At 73.7% G+C, this 19,557-nt stretch carries 22 protein-coding genes; 11 read left to right on the forward strand and 11 right to left on the reverse strand.

What is annotated here, in order from left to right:
- Window positions 1–19: 19 nt before the first annotated feature.
- Window positions 20–943 carry a phosphotransferase family protein gene (locus ACWDD9_RS07720; protein WP_449811096.1) on the forward strand — a complete coding sequence of 308 codons (924 nt, stop codon included), beginning with the start codon at window positions 20–22 and terminating at the stop codon, window positions 941–943.
- 30 nt (window positions 944–973) lie between these two features.
- On the opposite strand, the gene ACWDD9_RS07725 is transcribed toward ACWDD9_RS07720, so the two are convergent.
- From ACWDD9_RS07725 to ACWDD9_RS07735, 3 genes are all read right to left on the reverse strand, one after another.
- Entirely contained in the window at window positions 974–1,495 is a 522-nt protein-coding gene (locus ACWDD9_RS07725) for a GNAT family N-acetyltransferase (protein ID WP_074000991.1), read from the reverse strand.
- Between the two features lie 124 nt (window positions 1,496–1,619).
- Complete coding sequence (locus ACWDD9_RS07730; protein ID WP_449811097.1) at window positions 1,620–2,240, reverse strand: formylglycine-generating enzyme family protein; 621 nt, start codon at window positions 2,238–2,240, stop codon at window positions 1,620–1,622.
- A gap of 9 nt (window positions 2,241–2,249) precedes the next feature.
- Window positions 2,250–2,840, reverse strand: a complete 591-nt coding sequence (locus tag ACWDD9_RS07735) for a TetR/AcrR family transcriptional regulator (RefSeq protein WP_449811098.1) — start codon at window positions 2,838–2,840, stop codon at window positions 2,250–2,252.
- 65 nt (window positions 2,841–2,905) lie between these two features.
- On the opposite strand from ACWDD9_RS07735, the gene ACWDD9_RS07740 reads away from it, so the two are divergent.
- From ACWDD9_RS07740 to ACWDD9_RS07760, 5 genes are all read left to right on the forward strand, one after another.
- The gene (locus ACWDD9_RS07740) at window positions 2,906–3,388 is read left to right on the forward strand and encodes an SRPBCC family protein (RefSeq protein ID WP_449811099.1); all 483 of its coding nucleotides are present in this window, start codon (window positions 2,906–2,908) and stop codon (window positions 3,386–3,388) included.
- Window positions 3,389–3,694: 306 nt separating this feature from the next.
- Window positions 3,695–3,922 carry a hypothetical protein gene (locus ACWDD9_RS07745; protein ID WP_074000987.1) on the forward strand — a complete coding sequence of 76 codons (228 nt, stop codon included), beginning with the start codon at window positions 3,695–3,697 and terminating at the stop codon, window positions 3,920–3,922.
- On the forward strand, window positions 3,906–4,418 hold the full coding sequence (locus ACWDD9_RS07750) for a DUF6879 family protein (RefSeq protein ID WP_074001204.1): 513 nt from the start codon (window positions 3,906–3,908) through the stop codon (window positions 4,416–4,418). The genes ACWDD9_RS07745 and ACWDD9_RS07750 overlap by 17 nt, the downstream gene beginning before the upstream one ends.
- Before the next feature lie 3 nt (window positions 4,419–4,421).
- Window positions 4,422–5,267 carry a helix-turn-helix domain-containing protein gene (locus ACWDD9_RS07755; protein WP_074000986.1) on the forward strand — a complete coding sequence of 282 codons (846 nt, stop codon included), beginning with the start codon at window positions 4,422–4,424 and terminating at the stop codon, window positions 5,265–5,267.
- Between the two features lie 329 nt (window positions 5,268–5,596).
- Window positions 5,597–6,781, forward strand: coding sequence for a methyltransferase domain-containing protein (locus tag ACWDD9_RS07760; protein ID WP_449811100.1), 1,185 nt, complete (start codon window positions 5,597–5,599; stop codon window positions 6,779–6,781).
- A 50-nt stretch (window positions 6,782–6,831) separates the two neighbouring features.
- Here ACWDD9_RS07760 and ACWDD9_RS07765 read toward each other — a convergent pair whose 3' ends face one another.
- Window positions 6,832–7,416, reverse strand: coding sequence for a hypothetical protein (locus ACWDD9_RS07765; protein WP_449811101.1), 585 nt, complete (start codon window positions 7,414–7,416; stop codon window positions 6,832–6,834).
- 503 nt (window positions 7,417–7,919) lie between these two features.
- Between ACWDD9_RS07765 and ACWDD9_RS07770 the strand changes: the two genes are divergently transcribed.
- The 3 genes from ACWDD9_RS07770 to ACWDD9_RS07780 all read left to right on the forward strand — a co-directional run bounded on the left by ACWDD9_RS07770 (window position 7,920) and on the right by ACWDD9_RS07780 (window position 11,288).
- Entirely contained in the window at window positions 7,920–8,639 is a 720-nt protein-coding gene (locus ACWDD9_RS07770) for a class I SAM-dependent methyltransferase (protein ID WP_449811102.1), read from the forward strand.
- A gap of 36 nt (window positions 8,640–8,675) precedes the next feature.
- Window positions 8,676–9,935 (forward strand): alpha/beta hydrolase, encoded by a 1,260-nt coding sequence (locus ACWDD9_RS07775; RefSeq protein ID WP_449811103.1) that lies wholly within the window; start codon window positions 8,676–8,678, stop codon window positions 9,933–9,935.
- A gap of 588 nt (window positions 9,936–10,523) precedes the next feature.
- Window positions 10,524–11,288 carry a hypothetical protein gene (locus ACWDD9_RS07780; protein ID WP_380738760.1) on the forward strand — a complete coding sequence of 255 codons (765 nt, stop codon included), beginning with the start codon at window positions 10,524–10,526 and terminating at the stop codon, window positions 11,286–11,288.
- Between the two features lie 88 nt (window positions 11,289–11,376).
- Here the strand turns inward: ACWDD9_RS07780 and ACWDD9_RS07785 are convergent, their stop codons facing one another.
- From ACWDD9_RS07785 to ACWDD9_RS07795, 3 genes are all read right to left on the reverse strand, one after another.
- Window positions 11,377–11,934 carry a hypothetical protein gene (locus ACWDD9_RS07785; RefSeq protein WP_380738762.1) on the reverse strand — a complete coding sequence of 186 codons (558 nt, stop codon included), beginning with the start codon at window positions 11,932–11,934 and terminating at the stop codon, window positions 11,377–11,379.
- Between the two features lie 203 nt (window positions 11,935–12,137).
- Window positions 12,138–12,698, reverse strand: coding sequence for a GNAT family N-acetyltransferase (locus ACWDD9_RS07790; protein WP_449811104.1), 561 nt, complete (start codon window positions 12,696–12,698; stop codon window positions 12,138–12,140).
- Between the two features lie 60 nt (window positions 12,699–12,758).
- Window positions 12,759–13,649, reverse strand: coding sequence for a LysR family transcriptional regulator (locus ACWDD9_RS07795; RefSeq protein WP_449811173.1), 891 nt, complete (start codon window positions 13,647–13,649; stop codon window positions 12,759–12,761).
- A gap of 79 nt (window positions 13,650–13,728) precedes the next feature.
- On the opposite strand from ACWDD9_RS07795, the gene ACWDD9_RS07800 reads away from it, so the two are divergent.
- Window positions 13,729–14,478: a CTP synthase C-terminal region-related (seleno)protein gene (locus ACWDD9_RS07800; RefSeq protein ID WP_449811105.1), complete on the forward strand. Its 750-nt coding sequence runs from the start codon at window positions 13,729–13,731 to the stop codon at window positions 14,476–14,478.
- A 41-nt stretch (window positions 14,479–14,519) separates the two neighbouring features.
- Here the strand turns inward: ACWDD9_RS07800 and ACWDD9_RS07805 are convergent, their stop codons facing one another.
- The 3 genes from ACWDD9_RS07805 to ACWDD9_RS07815 all read right to left on the reverse strand — a co-directional run bounded on the left by ACWDD9_RS07805 (window position 14,520) and on the right by ACWDD9_RS07815 (window position 16,634).
- Window positions 14,520–15,119 (reverse strand): GNAT family N-acetyltransferase, encoded by a 600-nt coding sequence (locus ACWDD9_RS07805; RefSeq protein ID WP_449811106.1) that lies wholly within the window; start codon window positions 15,117–15,119, stop codon window positions 14,520–14,522.
- A gap of 128 nt (window positions 15,120–15,247) precedes the next feature.
- On the reverse strand, window positions 15,248–15,847 hold the full coding sequence (gene coaE / locus ACWDD9_RS07810) for a dephospho-CoA kinase (protein WP_449811107.1): 600 nt from the start codon (window positions 15,845–15,847) through the stop codon (window positions 15,248–15,250).
- A 145-nt stretch (window positions 15,848–15,992) separates the two neighbouring features.
- On the reverse strand, window positions 15,993–16,634 hold the full coding sequence (locus ACWDD9_RS07815; protein WP_449811108.1) for an MBL fold metallo-hydrolase: 642 nt from the start codon (window positions 16,632–16,634) through the stop codon (window positions 15,993–15,995).
- Between the two features lie 62 nt (window positions 16,635–16,696).
- On the opposite strand from ACWDD9_RS07815, the gene ACWDD9_RS07820 reads away from it, so the two are divergent.
- Complete coding sequence (locus ACWDD9_RS07820) at window positions 16,697–17,128, forward strand: MarR family winged helix-turn-helix transcriptional regulator (protein WP_117487382.1); 432 nt, start codon at window positions 16,697–16,699, stop codon at window positions 17,126–17,128.
- Here the strand turns inward: ACWDD9_RS07820 and ACWDD9_RS07825 are convergent.
- Window positions 17,111–19,411 (reverse strand): MMPL family transporter, encoded by a 2,301-nt coding sequence (locus ACWDD9_RS07825; protein WP_449811109.1) that lies wholly within the window; start codon window positions 19,409–19,411, stop codon window positions 17,111–17,113. The two genes, ACWDD9_RS07820 and ACWDD9_RS07825, sit on opposite strands and share 18 nt — an antisense overlap.
- Window positions 19,412–19,557 lie beyond the last annotated feature (146 nt).

Here is a 19,557-nt window from a genome sequence, read left to right on the forward strand (position 1 = left end):
GCCTGCTTACGGTGCCGCCGTGCTGCCCTTGGTGCTGACGGACGAGGAGTGGGACGCGGTCGTCCCCGACGAGACGGTGATGCGCCCCGGCGCGGAGGCGCTCTGCGCCCGGCTGGGCCTCGCCGGCCTGCCCCTGGAGCGGTTCCCGGAGGGCTCCGTCCCGGTGTACGCGGTCGGCGACGCGCTCGTGCTCAAGCTGTTCCCGGCGGCCGGCGCCCGGGACGGCATCGTCGAGGAGCGCGTGCTCACCCGGCTGGACGGCGCCCTGCCGATCCCCACCCCGACCCTCCACCAGGCCGGCGAGGACGCCAACGGCTGGCGCTACCTCCTGATGTCCCGGCTGCCCGGGCAGGGCCTCGCACCCGCCTGGCCGCGCATCCCGCCGCCCGACCGCGAACGGATCGCCCGCCGCTGCGGCGAGGCGCTCGCCGCCCTGCACGCCCTCGACCCCGAACCGCTCGCCGACACCCTCGGGCCCGGCGACTGGCCGGCCTTCCTCGCGCGCCAACGGGCGGGCGCGGTGGACCGCCAGCGCGAGCGCGGGCTGGCCGAGGAGTGGCTGGAGCAGATCCCGGACTTCCTCGCCGCCGCCCCGCTCCCCACCGCCCCCGGCCGTGCGCTGCTGCACACCGAGTTCATGCGCGAGCACCTGCTCACCGACCCGGCCGACGACTGGCGCCTCACCGGCCTGCTCGACTTCGAGCCCGCGATGATCGGCGACCCGGCCTACGACCTGGTCGCCGTCGGCCTCTTCACCACCCGGGCCGACCCGCACCTGCTCGGCCACCTGCTGGACGCCTACGGCCGAGCCGTCGACCCGCGCCTGCTGATGACGTACACGCTGCTCCACGTCTACAGCAACCTGCCGTGGTACCTCCGGGAGTTGAAGCCCTCGGCGCGGACGCTGGACGCCCTCGCCGAGGAGTGGTTCGGGGTTTCCTAGGGACGTTTTGCGGACGCTTTGCGACGCGGGTCAGGGACGCGGGTCGGTGCGAAGCAGGCTGTACCGGACGACGTCGCGCCACTCGCCGCCGCGGAAGGTCACCGCGCGCTGCACGCCCTCCCGGGTGAAGCCGAGCTTCTCCAGGACGCGCTGCTCCGCCAGGTTGCCCGCCTCGGTGTCCGCCTCCAGCCGCATCACCGGCGAATGCGCGAACAGGTAGTCCACCAGCAGCCGTTGGGCCCGGGTGCCGATCCCCCGTCCGCGCGCCCCCGGCACCAGCTGCACACCCAGGCTCCAGTACGGCGCGGACGGCCGCACCCCGCTGCGGTTGGCGGCGACGAAGCCGCCGAACCCGCCGTCGACGACGACCGCGAGCATCACCTGCTCGTCCTCCAGCAGCCCGCTCGCCGCCCAGCGACGGCGGTGCCGCTGCGGGTCCCGCCAGCCGTACCACTGGAATTCACCCAGCGCCTGCGGATCGTTCACCAGCTCCTCGAGGGCGCCGAGGTCGGCCTCGACCATCGGGCGCAGGGTGACGCTTTCTTCGCTCATGTCGGCGTCAACGCAGGATCCGGTGGCACCGGTTCCTCATTCCGTCGGAAATTCCGCGCGCCTGCCCCGCGTCCGTCCCATCGCCTCGCGATTCACCGCGCCGGGCACGACGTCGGCGCCGCCTTCACAGGACGATCGAGCGGGCGAGCCGGAATCCGACGTCGTCGATCCGCAGGGTCGGGTGGCTGCGGCGGCGGACGGAGGCGCGGCAGCTCCAGTGCTCATCGAACCAGCCGCCGCCGCGCAGGACGCGGTAGTCGCCGTACACCTCGGGGTCGTAGCGCTCCCAGCACCACTCCCAGACGTTGCCGAGCAGGTCGTACAACCCGTAGGCGTTCGGGAGCAGTTCGCCCACCGGGTGCGGCCGGTCGTCCGAGGTGCCGCGGTGCCAGGCGATCTCGTCCAGCGGGCCGTAGCGCGGGCCGTCCGTACCGGCGCGGCAGGCGTGCTCCCACTCGGCCTCGGTGGGCAGCCGGTAGCCGTCGGCGGCACGGTCCCAGGAGACCTCCTCGCCGTCCACCCGGTAGGCGGGGGCGAGGCCTTCCCGCCCGGAGAGCTCGTTGCAGTAGTGGACGGCGTCGAACCAGGAGACGCTGTGCGCGGGACGCCGGTCGCCGCTCGCGCCCTCGTACTGCTCACGGGTCACCGGACAGGCCGCCAGCTCGTACGCGGCCACGTTGACGGCCCAACTGCGCTGGGTACGACGGTCGGAGAGGGTGACGCGGCCGGCCGGAACGGTGATCATCCACCGATCCTAGGCGGCGCCCCGCAGCAGGGCGATCGCGGACTGCTCGGCCAGCTCCTCCGCGTGCGGCGGCAGCGGCGCACCCGCGTGCAGGGGGCCGCGGACGACGGCGAGCGGCAGGCCGGTGACGGCCAGGGTGACCCGGTCGAGGTCCAGCGGCGTGGCGGCGCCGAGCCGCCCGGCCAGCCCGGCCAGGGCCTCCCGCACCCGGAGGCCGCCCTGCCGGTCGCGCAGCCGCTGCTCCTCGGACCACTCCGCCCGACCGAAGGCCTCCGGGCCGTGCAGCAGGACGACGGCCCGCTCCCGGTGGGCCCGGCACCAGGTGACGACCTGCCGGGCGAGCGCGCCCGCCGCGAGGTGCGGCTCCTCGTGCACGTCGATGGCGGGCAGGCAGGCGTCCTGGAACTCCTCGACCGTCCGCAGCCACAACTCGGCCAGCAGCACGGCGCGTTGGGGAAAGCGGTGGTAGACGGACCCGTTGGGCGCGCCGCTCTCCCGGGCGACGGCGGACATCGTGACGGCGGCCGGCCCACCGGCGGCCGCGAGCCGTACGGCGGCGTCGAGGAGGGCGGATTCGTCATGGCGGGGTGGCCTGGGCATGTAGTAGAGAGTACTCTCCAATTCAATTGGAGGGGATCATCCAAAACCAGGAGGGGAGCCCCGGCATGGCCGTGCTCAACATCCACGAACGCACCGTCCCGGCACCGGCGGAGACCGTCGGCGCCCTCATCGACAGCCTCGCGAGCCCGGACGACCGGCTCTGGCCGGGCCCGCGCTGGCCCCGGATGCGGTTCGACCGCCCGCTCGCCCCCGGCGCCACCGGCGGCCACGGCCCGGTCCGCTACACCGTCTCCGACCACGCACCGGGCCAGTGGGTGCGCTTCCGCTTCGACGGCCCGCGCGGCTTCGACGGCCACCACGAGTTCACCGTCCACCCGGCGGGCGACACCACCGTCCTCCGCCACACCATCGCCATGCGCCTGCACGGCCCGGCCCTGCTCGCCTGGCCCCTCGCCTTCCGCTGGCTGCACGACGCCCTCCTGGAGGACTGCCTCGACCGGGCGGTACGGGCAGTCGGCGGCACCGTCCCCCACCCCGCCCGCTGGAGCCCGTACGTCCGCCTCCTGCACCGCCTGATCCCCCACTGACCGGCGAACTCCTCACCACGGGGCTGACGATGGGGGCGCCATGGGATCCGGACCAGTCTCGTAACCGCAAGGCACGAAGAGAGCTAAGACTTCCCCACCCCCTCACCCTCGGGCGGCCCCGCACCCAACGCGGGGCCGCCCACCTCTTATGGGCGCCGCGTCGCTTCGGCCAACGGATTCGCGACGCAGCGGTCCATCCGGAACCTGGTCGACCGCGGGCAAGTTCGAGCAAGTTCATCGCGCGGAGAGCCATCTCCACGGGAAGATCGTTCGAAGCGATCGACTCCGGCCACCAGGAGGCCCATCATGGCGCTGCACAAGCTCGGCCAAGACCCTGACAGTCCTGAAGGCAAGTCCCCGACCGTCTACTTCGACGACGTGACGGGCAACTACATCCTCCAGGGCTGGAAGGTGCTCGACCCGGAACGTCTCGCGCACATGGACATCCCCGCGCACGAGACCGTGATCGAATTCCCCAAGCGCATGATGCGGTTCTTCCCGGAGGTGAACGGTGGCGGTGGCCCCCACGCTTGAGGACCTGCTGCGGAGCTGCACCAGGTCGGCGCTCCACCTTGAGATGCGCGACGGCTACATGCGCGACGACCCGTTGTTCCTCCGTTGGCTCAGCGGGCACCGGGACGATCCGGCCGACCGCTCCTCATGGTGGAGCCCCTGGCTGCAGCTGATCGAGGAGACCACCGGTCGCGGAGTCGACGTGCGACGAGCCCGCATCGTCTCCGAACCGGCGAGCGAGTACATCCGCTTCGAGCACGAGATCACGTTCCGGAACCTCGCTTCCGGCGAACAGGTCCGGTGGCTCCCCCGCCGCCAGACGACGGATCTGGCGCTCCCGGGCAACGACTTCTGGCTCATCGACGGCCAGTACCTCCTGGTCCACCACTTCAGCGGCGAGGGCGACTTCGTGGACGACGAAGTCAGCACCGAACCCGACACTGTGGCTCTCTGTACCTCGGCCTTCGAGGCCGTGTGGAGGCGCGGGGTGCCGCACGAGGACTTCCGGCTGACCTGACCCGTGTCCGCGTCATCCAGTGTCCAGCAAGCGAAGCAAGCCCTCGGCCAGCGTCTGCGCGACATCCGGCGAGATTCCGGACTCAGCGCGCGGGCGCTGGCCGAAGCTGCGCGGTGGCACGAATCCAAATGTTCCAAGATCCAGAGCGGTCGCGTCATGCCGTCAGAGGCCGACATCCGTATCTGGACCGCCATCTGCGGCGCTCCCGATCAGGCAGCGGACCTCATCGCAACCGCCCGGAACATCGAGGGCATGTACATCGAATGGCGCCGGCTTGAGCGGACAGGTCTCAAACGGGCGCAGGAATCCGTGCGTCCCCTATTCGACCGCACACGCCGATTCCGCATGTACCAGTCGTGGGTCGTCCCTGGCCTGCTTCAGACAGCGGCCTACACGCGTGCCGTGCTCAACACGATCGTGTCGCTGCGCAGCACTCCCGACGACGTCGACGACGCCGTCGCGGTTCGGATGGATCGGCAGAAGGTGCTGCACACCGGAGACCACCGCTTCGCCGTCCTGGTCGAGGAGTGGGTACTTCGGACGGTCATCGGCACCCCGGACGTCCTCGTCGGTCAACTCGCCCATCTGATCGCGGTCGGCACCCTGCCGTCCGTCAGCCTCGGGGTGATCCCGCTCGGCTCGACCAGGGGGTCTGGCTGGCCGGTTGAGTCCTTCACGATGTATGACGACATGCAGGTGAACGTCGAACTCGTCTCCGCCCACCTCACCATCACTCAGCCCGCCGAGATCGCCGAGTACGGCCAGGCGTTTTCCGAACTGGCAGGCATCGCTGTCTACGGGGCCGATGCGAGGTCGCTCATCACCAGCGCCATCGATGCGCTCGGATGACTCCGAGCAAGCTCCGGCAAGTTCGTCGACTGCCGACGTCCCCACTGCCTACCGTCTCCAGCGTCACCACTCCTACGAGCTGAGCGGAGCAGTGCCTTGCAGGTCACCGACCCACCGCAGCCGAAACCGAAGTCCGAGCCCAGGCCGACGACACCGCGTCCGCCGGACCGGTACCGGCCCACCGGGCTGTACACCCGAAGCAACCCCCACGGAGGACCCGCGATCGGGATGGCCGGGAAGCACGCGGGCGACCAGGACCCGGGCAAGGACAAGCCGTCGAAGGACACCTCGCGCCCGGCGCCCGCCCCGAAGCACGAGAAGAAGGACAAGTGACGGAGAGCCTCCACCCGCAGCAGGCCGCCTCGCGCGGCCTGCTGCGGGCCATCAGCGAAGAGCTCAGCCGTCCCGTCCCGTCGGAGTGGAAGGACGCCATCACGGCGGTCCCGCGCCACCGTTTCCTCCCGGAGCGGATCTGGCTCTCCGACGACAGCGGCGACCTCGAACCGTGCGACATCCGCTCCGAGCCCGACCGCTGGTTCGCGGCCGCCTACGCCAACGCTCCGGTCGTCACCCAGGTCAATGACGGCGAGGAGCCGACCGACGGCTCCGACGCCTGGCCGTCGTCCTCGGCGTCCTCACCAGCGATGGTCGTGCGAATGCTCGAAGCACTCGATGTCCGCCCCGGCCAGACCGTCCTGGAGGTCGGCACCGGCACCGGCTGGAACGCGGCTCTGCTCGCGCACCGGGCCGGTCCCGGCCGTGTCGTCTCGATCGAGATCGACCCCGCGGTCACCTGGCGGGCCCACTCGTCCCTGAACGCGGCGGGCGTGGACGTGGAGGTCGTCTGCGGGGACGGAGCCCTTGGTTGGGCCCGGCGGCAGCCGTACGACCGGGTCGTCTCCACTTGCTCGGTCAGCCGGGTGCCGACGGCGTGGATCGAGCAGACCCGCCCCGGCGGCACCATCGTGACGCCGTGGGAGAGCCCGATGCTCTCCTGGGGACTGCTCACCCTCACCGTCGAAGGCGGGCGCGCGACCGGGCGGTTCAGCCCGGACGCCTCGTTCATGCTGATGCGCGGCCAGCGGATCGACCTGCGCATCTTCCGGGACATCGTCCGTGACGACCACGAACCCGAGGAGTCCACCACCCGGCTCTCACCGTGGCAGGTGAGCGGCGAGGACCTGGACGCGCGGTTCGCCCTCGGGCTGAAGCTCGGCGACGTGTGGACGGCCTGGCAGCACGAGCCGGATGCCGAAGGAGTGGCCTCCCGGCTCTGGGTGGCCACGACGGACGCGCGCTCGTGGGCCGCCGTCGACCACGACGGCCGGCAGGAGGACCGCTTCGCCGTCCGGCAGTACGGCCCGCGCCGCCTCTGGACCGAGATCGAGGACGCCCACGCCTGGTGGGAGAAGCAGAACCGGCCGGGCCCGGACCGGTTCGGGCTCCGTATCACCGGCGAGGAACAGCTCGTCTTCCTCGACGAGCCGACCGCCGCCGTCGGCCGGGTGCCGTAGCGCGCGACCGAGCCGGGGCGGCCGACAAGCCGCCCCGGCTGGTCGGGTGGCTACTCCCAGCGCCAGCCGTTGTTGTCCCGGCAGGTGAGAACACGGCCGTTGGCGTCGCTGCCGGTGTCGCCGTGGGCGCTGTTGGGGCAGATGCGACCCCGGACTATGCAGTTGCCCTTGGAATCCGTGGTGCAGGCTGACGCCTGGTGCTCCGAGGGCGCGGCGGGCTGCGGCGCCGGCGGGGCGTGCGTCGGGGCCGGGGCGGGCGGGGCGGCGGGAGCGGGGGCGACAGGGGCGGCCGGGGCGGGGGCCGCCGGAGGGGCGCTCGGTGCCGCCGGATCGGCCGGTGCGGTCGCGGTCGGGGAGGCCGGGGCCGGGGCAGGGGCGGGGTCCGCCGGGGCAGGCGCGGCGCCGCCCGGGCAGTCCTCCTCGTTCTTCACCACGGACAGCGTCACCGTCGTGTCCTTCGCCGAGGGTTCCCCGGCGGCCGGCTGCTGGGAGCAGACCTTCCAGTGGCTCGGCATGAGGACGGACCGCGTGTGGGACTCGCCCGCGTGGACGTCCTGGAACGTCACGGTCTTGGCGGCCCGGGCGTCCGGCTTCTGCAGGACGTCCTTGGCCTTGTCCCCGTGCATTCCGATCACACTCGGGATCGGAATCGGCGTCGCCGCCGACGACGTTTCGTCGGCCGAGGCCTTGCACCCGGCCGCGAGGAGGGTGGCGGCCAGCGCCGCGGCGGCGAGGGCGGTCGCCCGCCTCCGGCGGGAGGAGCGTGTCGGTCGGGCTTCGTGCGACGGAGCGGTCGTCGGCTGTATCACGGCAGGCAAACGTCTTCCGGATCGGCGGCGGGCATGGCGGGCGGAACTTCGAGCGGGCAAAACTTTTCGAACGTACACCACCTCACTGGCGGAAGCCTGGGAATCCCTGCCGGGAATCCTTGATCGAAGCGTGATGTCGACCCCCTCCCCGGCACCTCCCCCCGCCCGGCGGAAACGGCCCGTCCCGGCCTCCGGCGACAGCGCCGCCGCCCTCTTCCACGCCCCCGGGGCACCCGTCCACACCAGAGCAAGAGTGCCCCCAACAGCCCACCACCCAGCGGCTTTTGCCGCGATCGCGCCCACCCCCCGAGCGTCCTACGCTCGGCCGCATGAACCGTACGATCCGTACCACCGAAGACGTCCTCGCCCTCCTCGACGGCTTCTTCCGGCCGGCCGAACCGTTCTGGGACCGGTTCTACGAGGACCGGTCCGCCGAGCGCCCGTTCTTCGCGCCGAAGCCGGACGAGAACCTGGTCTCCTGGCTCGACTCCGGCCTGCTGCCGCCGGCCCCCGGCCGGGTGCTCGACCTGGGCTGCGGCGCCGGCCGCAACGCGATCCACCTGGCCTCGCTCGGCTTCGAGGTGGACGCCGTCGACCTCTCCGCCACCGCCCTCGCCTGGGCCGAGGAGCGCGCCCGCGAGGCCGGCGCCGGAGCCCGCCCGCGCTTCCACCGGGCGAGCATATTCGAGGTCCAACTCCCTTGCGACTCCTACGACCTGGTCTACGACTCCGGCTGCCTGCACCACCTGCCGCCGCACCGCCGGGTCGGCTACCTGGCCCTCCTGGACCGCGTCCTCGCCCCGGGCGGGCACTTCGCCGTCACCGCCTTCGCGGCCGGGGCGATGGGCTCCGAGCGGCCCGACGAGGAGCTCTACCGGCTCGGCTCGCTGGAGGGCGGGCTGGCCTACTCGCCGGCCGAACTGCGGTCGCTGTTCCGCGAGTTCGAGCCGCTGGAGATCCGCCCGATGGCGGCGCACGGCCCGGATTCCGAGGCCTTCGGCGTCCCCTTCCTCCTCACAGCACTCTTCCAGCGAACTGCCAGCCTCTAACCAGCCTCTCATCCTCCGCCCCTAGCCTCCGGCCCTATGAACGTCTCCCTGCTCGACGGCTGGTTCCCGTGGACGGTCCAGGCCGCGGCCCTCGCGCTGCTCCTGGCCACCGCCGCCCGACGGGAGCGGGCGTGGCTGCGGAGGCGGGGGCCGGTCGCGCTCGGGACGGCGCTGGCGCTCACCGCGGCCGGCGCCGTCGCCGTGCTGACGCTGGGCGGGATCACCGACCCGGTCCCGTTCGGGGTCTGGCTGTGGAGCGGGGTGGCGGTCGCGGCGCTGTGCGTGCTCGGCTTCGGCTGGAGCGGCGCGCGGTGGTGGCGCCGGGCGCTGGTGGCGCCGACCGTGCTGCTGGCGCTGTTCTGCGCGGCGAACAGCGTGAACATCGCCACCGGCTACTACCCGACGCTGGACGACGCGATCGGCGAGCTCGGCGGGCAGCCGCTGCCGGAGCAGATCACCCTGGACGAGCTGAAGTCGATCCACGGCCGGACGGGCACGGGCCGCATCGTCCAGGTCGACATATCGGACACCGCCGGCGGCTTCGCCCACCGCCAGGAGCTGGTCTACCTGCCGCCCGCCTGGTTCCGCAGCCAGACCCGGCCCAAGTTGCCCGTCCTGGAGATGATCGGCGGCGAGTTCGCGGCGCCCGACAACTGGATCCGCTCGGGCAACGCCGTGAAGACTGCCGACGCCTTCGCCGCCCGGCACAACGGCTTCGCCCCGATCCTGGTGTTCGTGGACGCCACCGGCGGCTTCCGGGTGGACACCGAGTGCGTGGACGGTCCGCACGGCCAGGCCGAGAGCCATCTCCTCAAGGACGTCCCGCCGTTCGTCCAGAAAACCTTCAACGCCGCCACCGACCCGCACAAGTGGGGCGTGGCCGGCTGGTCGATGGGCGGCACCTGCGCCGTCGACCTCACCGTCGAGCACCCGAACGTCTTCACCCACTTCGGCGACTTCTCCGGCGACAAGGGCCCGTCCACCGGCGACAAGGACCACACCGTCCAGGAGCTGTACGGGGGCGACGCCGCGGCCTGGGCCGCCCACGACCCGCTGACCGTGCTCGCCCACCACCCCAAGTACCAGGGCGTCTCCGGCTACTTCGCCCAGGGCGACGAGGAGCACGGCCAGATCGACTCCGCCAAGGCCCTGGAGGCGGCGGCCCGGAAGGACGGCATCCGCACCGTGAACGTGGTCGGCTCCGGCAGGCACACCTGGCAGACCGGCGCCGCGTCGTTCGCCCAGGCCCTCCCCTGGCTCGCCCAGCAGCTCGGCGTCCCGGGCACCCATGCGTAACGGCACCCACGCGTAACGGCACACCCGCACCACGGCACGTGCTCTCCTCCCCGTTCGACGGCCGCCGCCCGTCGCGCGGTTCAGCTCCGGGTGTTGACATCGCGCACCCCTCCGCCGCCGGTCGCCGGGCCCGGCACACCCGCCCCCACCAGCCCGGATGTGCCGCACCCGGCCCGCGCGCGGTGCCGGTCGCGCGCCCCGGGGATCCCCCGTACGCCGTCCGCCGTCCGACACCACCCGCCCCACAGGACCCACCAACCCCAAAGGGAATCCGGGCCTCCGGCCGGAACCCGGCTTTGCGAGCGGCCGTTCGGTGGCATAGGTTTCGACCGCCGCCGATGCGCCGCCACGACCCTGACCGCCCCTCATCTCCGAGGCGGGCGGCGGGCCGAGGAGCCGACGGCCCTAACGCACAGGGGGAGGCCCGCCATGCCGAGTGCCCGCGACCGCGCGTCGCGCGGGCGGCGAGGACGGACGGCCGGCGCCGCGCACCAGCGGCCCGCGGCCGACCCCGCCCTTCGCCCCCAACGGCAGGGCGGTGCGCGGCCGACCCCGTTCCACGCCACCGGACACCCGAGGAACAGTCAGTTGCGCACCACCAGAGTCGTCACCGCCACCGCCGCCGCCCTCGTCTGCCTGGGCGCGCTCAGCGCCTGCGGGCCCGACAGCGGGGACGGCGGCCAGACCGCCCTCCCCGCCGCGGCCCCCACGCCCAGCACCAACCCCACCAAGCCCGCCGGCTCCGACAAGGGCATCCCGGACAAGGCCTGGATGGACACCAAGAACATCCCGATGGACGAGAGCTACCACTACACGCCGCTGGCGGCCAACGCCAAGCAGGTCTCCGGGCCGGTCCAGTTCAAGGGCCTGGAGCTGTGCCGCGCCGCGATCGCCAAGGACGACGAGCCGCTGTTCACGGGCACCGCCGCCGCGAAGTCCGAGGTCGGCTTCGGCGGGGACCGCTGGGCGGCCCAGCAGACCCTGCTGTTCCACGGCGACCCGGTCCACAGCAGCGCCGCCAAGCAGTCCACCAACATGGCCGAGGCGCGCCTGGCGGAGGCGCTCAAGTCCTGTGCCAAGACCGCGCCCGGCGCCACCGTGAAGGTCGAAAGCGCCCCGGACGCGCCGTACTTCGCCGCCGTCCTGACCGTTCCGCAGGCCGACGGCGGCACCGTCACCCTGCACGAGTACGTGGTCGGCGACGGCGGTACGGTCAGCGAGCTGGCCGTCTGGGCCACCACCAAGGCCGGTGCCCAGCCCAAGGACGCCTGGAAGGCCCCCGAGGACAAGGCCGTCGGCACCGGCATGACGGCGGCGATGTGCGAGGCGCTCCCCGGCTGCGACGGGCGCTGACGTCCGGCGCGCGCCCGGTCCGCCCGCCCCTCCCGAGGACCGGGACGGGGCGGACGGACCGGGCGGCCCGATCAGATCAGGCCCGGGCTCACAGCCCCAGGACGCTGAGCGCGGTGGTCCAGTCCTTCGCGATCGCGGCGCGCGCGTCATCGAGGCCGGCCCGGCCGCCGCAGACCGCGTTCTTGAGCTTGGTCTCGACGGAGTCCTTGCTCTGCGCCGGCTGGCTGCCGTAGCGCGGCTCGGGCCACAGGTTGGCCGGGTCGCGCGGGGCGCCGCCGAGCTCCAGCGGGACGAGGTGGTCCTCCTCGTAGTCCGCCGTGCTGGTGTCCGCGTAGCCGTAGGCCGCGATCTGCTGCACCTTCAGCGCGTTGGTGTAGCTGCTCGGCGGGCGGACGGTGGCGGTCCAGCCGGAGACGCAGATGGTCTGGCCGATGGTCGCCTGGGTGACGTCCGGGTTGTACGCACCGGGGGTGCAGGACGGGTCGGGCAGCGGCAGGTACGCCTGCGAACAACTCGCCGCGAGCGTACGGGCCTTCTGGGCGGTGCCGTGGGCCGGGGCGGCGGCCTGCGCGGTGCCGGCGGCGAGCCCGGCGGCGGCGAGGGCGGCCGCCGAGGCGGTGACGGTGAGACGGTGACGGAGCATCATGGGGGAAGCACTCCTGGTCCGGCCCGGCCTCTCGCCGGGCGACTGTGCTCATGACAGCACCACCCGGCCGACCACCGTCAGATCCGTGACGTGAACGCCTGGTGACCGCGTCTCCACAACCGCGCCCCGACGAGCGCCCCGCGCGAGGACCCCGCGCGAGCGCCCCGCGCCCGTCTCCCCGCCCCCGCCTCCCGGCCGTGCGGTCAGCCCCGCAGGACCGCCAGCTCGACCTCCCGGCCGGCCAGGCCGTCGGGCGCCGGCAGCGTCACCCCGGAGGGCTCGAAGCCGGCCTTCCGGTACATCGCCTCGGCCCGGGGGTTGTCCTCGTGGACGAACAGCCGCACCCGCTCGATCCTGGGCCCGGTGAGCGACCACGCCCACTCCTGGAGGGTCCGGATCAGGTCGAGCGCCAGCCCGGTGCCCCGCGCCTCCGCGCGGACGAACACCCCGACCACGTGCACCTGGTCGACCTCGATGACGTCGCCCTCCAGGGCGCCGTTCCCGCCGGCCGGCTCGACCACCCCGGTCATGCTGCCGAGCCAGCGCCCGTCCTCGGCCTCCGCGATGAACTGCGCCGCGTGCGGGTCCGTCGCCGCCCGGGTCGTGCGGTCCTGCCAGAACTCGTCGGGCTTGGTGACGGCCTGCTCGTAGACCTCCAGGAAGGCCACGGCCGCGACCGGGTCCCGCAGCGCGTCGAGGCGGAGGTCCCGGGCCCGCTGCCAATCCTCGACCCGTACCCGTCTGATGATGATTCCGGTGCTCATCGCCTGATCATTCCATCGGCACCATTGGCCCGCGCAACCGATTTCCAAGGCCGAAGACCTCTAGCCCCGGGACGACTCCAGCAGCCGCGCCAGCAGCGCCGCCGGCCCCTCCGGCAGGCTGCCGTGGACGAGTTCGGTGCGGTGCACCAGCCGGGGCGCGGCGATCGGCGCGTACCCGACCCCGGGCGCCGCCGCGAGCACCGGCTCGGGCAGCAGGGTGAGCCCGTGCCCGGCCGCCACCAGCGCGAGCAGTCCGTGCAGGTCGGTGCCCTGGTAGCGGGTGGCGGGCCGGAAGCCGTCGACGCCCGCGGCCGCGCGCAGCCGGGCCGCGGGCGGGGTGAGGTCGGGGGCGTCCAGCCAGCGGGCGGCGGAGAGGTCGGCGAGCGCGAGGCCGGCGCGCCCGGCCAGCGGGTGGCCGACGGGCAGCGCGACGGCGACCGGTCGCTCGGCCACCGCGACGGTGCGCAGCGGGCCGACGTCGGGCAGCGGCAGCGGGTCGCTGGGCGCGGCCAGTCCGTCGACCAGGGCGAGGTCGACCTCGCCGGTGGCGACCTGGGCGGGCAGCACGTCCTGGGCGAGGACCCGGACCACCGGTTCCACCCTCGGGTACGCCCGGCGCACCTCGCCGAGCGCGCGCCCCAGTGCCGCACCGACCGCCAGCGCGGTGGCCCCGAGCATCAGCCGGGTGTTCGGGGCGCCCGCCAGGCGTGCGACGTCGGCGCGCGCCGCCTCCAGCCGGACCAGCAGCGGTGCGGCGTGCTCCAGCAGCCGCTGCCCGGCCCCGGTCGGGCCGACCGGGCGGCGGAGCAGCAGCGCGGTCCCGAGGTCCGCCTCCAGCGCGGCGATCTGCTGGGAGACCGCGGACTGGGTGTAGCCGAGCTCCCGTGCCGCCTCCGAGAAGGAGGCGAGGCGGGCGACGGTGACGAAGGTGCGCAGCTGCTGCGGGTCCACGGTGGACATCAACCGTTCTGATCGAAGCTTAAGGAATCATCGTTGGCGCTGATCTCGGGTGCGGGGTCAGGATAGCCGCATGACGCATCAGACCCCGCGGATCGCCCTCGTCGGCGACCGCTCCCCCGCCGTCCGCTCGCACGCCCGGATCCCCGGCCTGCTGGACGCCCTCGCCGAGCACGACCACCTCGTCCTGGACGCCTACTGGATCCCGACCGGGGACGCCGCCGCGCCCGGCGCCCTGGACGGCTTCGACGCGGTCTGGCTGCTGCCCGGCAGCCCGTACCGCAGCGAGGCCGGCGCGCTGGCCGCCGTCCGGACCGCCCGCGAGCGCGGCATCCCCTTCCTCGGCACCTGCGCCGGGTTCCAGCACGCGGTGCTGGAGTACGCCCGGAACGTCTGCGGCCTGGCCGGGGCCGTGAACGGCGAGGACCACCCGGACGCGGAGCAGCAGGTGATCGTCCCGCTGGCCTGTTCGCTGGTCGGCCACGAGGGGGCCGTCACCGTCACCCCGGGGAGCCTCGCCGAGCGGGTCCTCGGCGCCACCCGCACCCTGGAGCGCTACCACTGCGCGTACGGACTCAACGGCGCCTACCTGGAGCGGCTGGCCGCGCACGGCCTGCGGTTCAGCGGCGCGGACGAGTCGGGCGAGGTGCGCGTCCTGGAACTGCCCGGCCACCCGTTCTTCCTGGCCTCGCTCTTCCAGCCCGAGCTGTCCGGCGACGGCACCCGGGCGCACCCCATGATCCGTGCCCTGGCCGGCGCCGCCGTGGCGCACGCGGACGCGGGCACCCCGGCCGCGACGGTCACAACGGTCACAACGGCCTGATCAAGCCCCGCACCTGAGCGCGCCTCATGCGCGAGCGCGTCTCACATCGGCAGCGACCGCAGCCGCACCGGCCCCTCCGGCCACCCGGCCCCGACGGCCAGCGGCGCCCACATGGTGCGCAGCGGCATCTCCGCCAGCCGCCCCTCCGGCTGTTCCACCGTCACGCCCTCGGCCACCTCCCGGAAGCCGAGCCCCCGGTAGAACGCGGCCAGCGGCGGGCGGCAGAACAGCAGCGCGTACCGGTGGCCGAGCGTGCGCGCGTGGTCGAGGGCGGCCCCGACCACGGCCTGCGCGAGGCCGCCGTGGCGCCGGTCGGGCGCGACGCAGACCCCGCCGACGCCCATCACGGCGAGGTCGGTGCCGCCCACGGTGAGCGGCAGCGGCACCAGTCCGGTGTGGGCGACGAGCCGGCCGTCGGCGGCCCGGACGCCGAAGTGGATCTCCTTGGGGCGGAAGGTCAGCCCCGTGTACGCGACGCCGTACGGGTCGTCCCCGGGGCCGAGGATCTCAGCCTGCTCGGCACGGCCGTACTGCGCGAGCCGTTCGACCACGGGCGCTCCGACGAGCGGCTGTTCGGCGGGAGGCTGTCCGGCGGGAGGCTGTCCGACGAGCGGCGGCGCGGGCGAGAAACGATCATCCATTCCGCCATGCTCCCCTCCCGCCGGAGCCTTCCACCAGTCCCTTCCCGGCCACTCGGTCCGACGACTGCTCGGTCCGCCAGCCGACGGCCGCCGGGCGCCCCGATCGGTCGCCGGGGGCCGACCCGGCGTCAGGCCGCCGCGCGCCGCACCAGCTCCGCCCAGACCTCGGCCACCCGCGCCTCCAGCTCCGCCAGGCCGCCGCCGTTGTCGATCACCAGGTCCGCGATCTCCAGCCGCCCGTCCCGGGAGGCCTGCGCGGCCATCCGGGCCCGGGCCTCCTCCTCGGCCATCCCGCGCAGCCGCACCAGCCGGTCCAGCCGCACGTCGTCGGCCGCGTCCACCACCACGACCAGGTCGAACAGCGGCGCCAGGCCGTTCTCGGCCAGCAGCGGCACGTCGTGCACCACGACCGCGTCCGGCGCGGCCGCCGCCTCCAGCTCGGCGGATCGGGTCCGCACCAGCGGGTGGACGATCGCGTTCAGCGCCTTCAGCCGCTCCGGGTCGGCGAACACGACCGCGCCGAGCGCCGGACGGTCCAGCGAGCCGTCCTCCCGCAGCACCCCCGATCCGAACTCGGCGACCACGGCCGCCAGACCGTCCGTTCCGGGGGCGACCACCTCGCGGGCGATCACGTCGGAGTCCACGATCACCGCGCCGTGCGCGGCGAACAGCCGGGACACCTCGCTCTTGCCCGCGCCGATGCCGCCCGTCAGTCCGATCTTCAGCATGGCGTCAGGCTACCGGTGCCCCCTCGAACCCGTCAGCAGAGGCCCGGTCGGCCCAGGCCCGGTCGGCCCGGCTCCGACCCGAACAGGCCCGGCTCCGATCCGAACAGGCCCGGCGAAGCCCGGATCCGGTCGAGCACAGGCCCGGTCAGCCCAGCTCCAGGCTCTCGCCCTCCCCCAGCACCAACAGCTCCGCACCCGTCCCCGGCCCGTCCGGCCCGACCAGCCGGGTCTGCACGGCGAGCCCGATCGGGCTGAGCACCGCCTCGTGCACCGGCACCGCACGGCGCGGCGAGGCTTCCCGGACGTAGTCGACCACCTCGGAGGCCTTGCTCCAGGGGGCCGCGATCGGCAGCAGCAGGGTCTCCACGGCGTGCGGCGGCACGGTGAACGCGTCGCCGGGGTGGAACAGCCGGCCGTCGAAGAGGAAGCCGATGTTCCGCACCGGCGGGAGGTCCCGGTGGATCTCCGCGTGCCACTCGCCGTGCACCGAGACGCCGAGCCCGCCGACCTCGAAGGCGTCGCCCTCGCCGACCACGCCGACCCGCTGCGCCACGCCGTCCAGCTGGTCGGCGACGGCCCGGTTGGTCCACACCCGCAGCGCCGGGTCGGCTTCCAGCGCGACGCGCAGCCGGGACTCCTCGAAGTGGTCCATGTGCTCGTGGGTGATCAGGACGGCGTCCGCCCCGGCCAGGGCGGCGGGGTCGGTGAAGCTCCCGGGGTCGACGACGACCGTGCTGCCGCCGTGCTCGACACGTACGCAGGCATGTCCGAACTTGGTGATTCGCATGCTCGAAACCCTACAGCAAGGCTGTACAGCAGTGCTGGACATTGTGCCGATAGACTTCCCCCATGACCAGCGAAGCCCCGCACCCGGACACCCTGGAACTCGCCGCCGACCTGCGCGCCGCCCTCGGCAGCCTGGTCCGCTCCCTGCGCGACAGCGACGAACTGCCGCAGAACCAGGCCGCCGTCCTCGGCCTGCTGGTCCGCGACGAACGCTCCTGCACGGTCGCCGAACTCGCCGCCCTCCAGCGGGTCCGCCACCAGTCGATGGCCCGCACCGTCGCGCTGATGACCGAGGCCGGACTGGTCGTCCAGCAGCCCCACCCCACCGACGGCCGCAAGCTGCTCGTCACCGCCACCGGAGCCGGCCGCACCGCCCTGCTCGACCAGCGCGCCCGCCGCGAACACCGGATCGCCACCGCCATCGAGTCCCGCCTCGACCCCGCCGAACGGGAACGGCTCCGCGCGGCGGTCGACCTGCTACGCCGGCTGGGCTGAGCCCACCAGGCCGTCGCGGGCCGCCGCCTCCCCGTCGGCCGGCCTCGGCGCCGGGACCACCGCCGACCCGATCTCCGGCACCGGCCCGCTCTCCGCCGCAGGGCCCACCGGCCGCGGCACCGGGACATCCGCCGCCCCGATCTCCGGCAGGTCGACGTGCTCGCTCAGCCCGAACCGCCGGTGCAGCCGCCGTAGCGGGGCGGGCGCCCACCAGTTGAACTCGCCGAACAGGCTCATCGCGGCGGGCACCAGCAGGCACCGCACCAGGGTGGCGTCCACCGCGACGGCGACGGCCAGCGCGATGCCCATCTGCTTGACCATCAGCATGTCCCCGAGCGCGAACCCGGCGAAGACGATCACCATCAGCAGCGCCGCCGAGGTGATGATCCGACCGCTGCGCTGCACGCCCAGCTCCACCGCCCGGACGCAGCCGTGCCCGCGCAGGGTCAGCTCCCTGATCCGGGCGAGCAGGAACACCTCGTAGTCCATCGACAGCCCGAAGGCGAAGGCGAAGACCAGCACCGGTATGAAGGTCTCCAGCCCGCCGGTCGGGCTGAACCCGAGCAGCCCGCTGAACCAGCCGTCCTGGAACACCAGGGTGAGCGCGCCGAGCGAGGCGCCCAGCGAGAGCAGGTTCATCAGCAGCGCCTTGACCGGCATCACCACCGAGCCGGTCATCAGGAAGAGCAGCACCAGCGTCCCGGCCGCGACCAGGCCCAGCGCCCACGGTCCGCGCGAGAGCAGCTCGTCCTGGAAGTCCACCACCGAGGCCGCGCCGCCGGTGACGTAGGTGGTCAGCCCGCCGCGGTCGGCCCGCAGCTCCTCGACCACCTGCCTGGCCTGCCCGCCCTGCGGGTCCCCGGGCACCAGGACGTCGATCGTGGAGACCGCGTCGCCCACCGGCGACACGGCCCGCACCCCGCTCACCCCGGGCAGCTTGGCGACCACCTCGTCCGCGTACGCCTGCGCCACCGGCGCCCCGCCCTCGACCACCACGGTGATCGGCGCGGCCGAGGCCTGCGGGAAGCGCTGGTCGATCGTCTCCGCGACCTGCCGCCCGGCCGAGGAGGCGGGCAGGACGGCGGCGCCGGAGCTGCGCATCTCGGCGTGGAGGAACGGCGCCCCGGCCGCCAGCAGCAGCGCCACCGAGGCGAGCGTGACCAGGACCGCCCGCTTGCGCACCCGGCGCACGGTCCGGCTGAAGAACCCCTCGTCGGCCACGGGCGCCGCGGGCGCCTTGATCCGCGCGCCGGCGAAGCCGAGCAGGGCGGGGATCAGGGTCAGCGCGGCGGCGACGGCGATCACCACCACGCTCACCCCGGCCGCGGCCACCGCGCCGAGCACCGGGCTGGTGAAGACGAACAGGCCGGAGAGGGCGACGGCGACGGTCAGCCCGGAGAAGGCCACGGTGCGCCCGGCGGTCGCCGCGGTCCGTTCGACGGCGGCGGCGATGTCCGCGCCGTGGCCGCGTTCCTCGCGGAAACGATTCACCATGAGCAGCGCGTAGTCGATCGAGAGCCCGAGCCCCAGCACCGTGGCGATCGGCAGCACGCTGGTGTCGATGTCCATGATCCGGCTGAACCCGAACATCGCCAGCAGCGCGCCGCCCACCGAGGCGACCGCCCCGATCGCCGGCAGCGCGGCCGCCGCCAGCCCGCCGAAGACCAGCACCATGACGATCAGCGTGAGCGGCAGCGTCACCAGCTCGCCGAACCGGGTGTCCTTCTCGGTCTGCTTCTTGACCTCCTGCTGGAGCACCAGGTCCCCGCCGACCGTGACGTGGGCGCCGCCCGCCCCGTTCAGCGCGGCGAGCCGCTGGGTGACGGCGTCGGTCTGGGCGGTGCTCGCGGTGTCGGCCATCCGTACGGTGACCAGGCTCGCCGTCCCGTCGGCGGAGCGCAGCGCGGCCGGCGCCGGTCCGGTGCCGTACGCGTCGAGGGCGGAGGAGACCCCGGGCAGGGCGGCGATCTCGGCGGTGGCCCGCTCGACGGCGGCCCTCACCTGCGGATCGTCCACCGGCCGGCCGTCCACCACGGCGGTGACGGTGCCCTTGGCCGGGTCGGCCGCGGCGACCACCGCACCGCCCCGGTCTGCCTCGGCGCTGGCGGAGGAGGCCCCGGCCACCGAGCCCTCGAAGACCCGGCCGCCGATCAGGACGCCGACCACCAGGACGACGGCCCACAGGCCGAGCACCCAGCGGCGGTGGCGGAAGCAGAACCGGCCGACGGCCGCGAGCCTGCCGCCGACCACGGCGGTGGGGGCGGCGGGAGAGGGAGTGCGCATGAGGAGCCTTTCGGGCGGCTCCCCTCAATCTAGGGGCAACCCGAACTACGGCCTATAGATGGGCAATGAGCCCCATCTCACACTTTCCTTCACATAAACCACACATAAGTCAGGGCGTGATAAGTCATGGCGAAAAGCAAATGACG

The organism is Kitasatospora sp. NPDC001119 (assembly GCF_053598475.1).

Excerpts from the sequence above, each read along its gene's own strand:
- ACWDD9_RS07725 (WP_074000991.1), bottom strand. The coding sequence starts at position 1,495 with ATGAGCGAAGAAAGCGTCACCCTGCGCCCGATGGTCGAGGCCGACCTC.
- ACWDD9_RS07730 (WP_449811097.1), bottom strand. The coding sequence starts at position 2,240 with ATGATCACCGTTCCGGCCGGCCGCGTCACCCTCTCCGACCGTCGTACC.
- coaE (WP_449811107.1), bottom strand. The coding sequence starts at position 15,847 with ATGCTGAAGATCGGACTGACGGGCGGCATCGGCGCGGGCAAGAGCGAG.
- ACWDD9_RS07745 (WP_074000987.1), top strand. The coding sequence starts at position 3,695 with ATGGCGCTGCACAAGCTCGGCCAAGACCCTGACAGTCCTGAAGGCAAG.
- ACWDD9_RS07815 (WP_449811108.1), bottom strand. The coding sequence starts at position 16,634 with ATGCGAATCACCAAGTTCGGACATGCCTGCGTACGTGTCGAGCACGGC.
- ACWDD9_RS07820 (WP_117487382.1), top strand. The coding sequence starts at position 16,697 with ATGACCAGCGAAGCCCCGCACCCGGACACCCTGGAACTCGCCGCCGAC.
- ACWDD9_RS07785 (WP_380738762.1), bottom strand. The coding sequence starts at position 11,934 with ATGATGCTCCGTCACCGTCTCACCGTCACCGCCTCGGCGGCCGCCCTC.
- ACWDD9_RS07800 (WP_449811105.1), top strand. The coding sequence starts at position 13,729 with ATGACGCATCAGACCCCGCGGATCGCCCTCGTCGGCGACCGCTCCCCC.
- ACWDD9_RS07775 (WP_449811103.1), top strand. The coding sequence starts at position 8,676 with ATGAACGTCTCCCTGCTCGACGGCTGGTTCCCGTGGACGGTCCAGGCC.
- ACWDD9_RS07825 (WP_449811109.1), bottom strand. The coding sequence starts at position 19,411 with ATGCGCACTCCCTCTCCCGCCGCCCCCACCGCCGTGGTCGGCGGCAGG.
- ACWDD9_RS07735 (WP_449811098.1), bottom strand. The coding sequence starts at position 2,840 with ATGCCCAGGCCACCCCGCCATGACGAATCCGCCCTCCTCGACGCCGCC.
- ACWDD9_RS07805 (WP_449811106.1), bottom strand. The coding sequence starts at position 15,119 with ATGGATGATCGTTTCTCGCCCGCGCCGCCGCTCGTCGGACAGCCTCCC.
- ACWDD9_RS07740 (WP_449811099.1), top strand. The coding sequence starts at position 2,906 with ATGGCCGTGCTCAACATCCACGAACGCACCGTCCCGGCACCGGCGGAG.
- ACWDD9_RS07790 (WP_449811104.1), bottom strand. The coding sequence starts at position 12,698 with ATGAGCACCGGAATCATCATCAGACGGGTACGGGTCGAGGATTGGCAG.
- ACWDD9_RS07770 (WP_449811102.1), top strand. The coding sequence starts at position 7,920 with ATGAACCGTACGATCCGTACCACCGAAGACGTCCTCGCCCTCCTCGAC.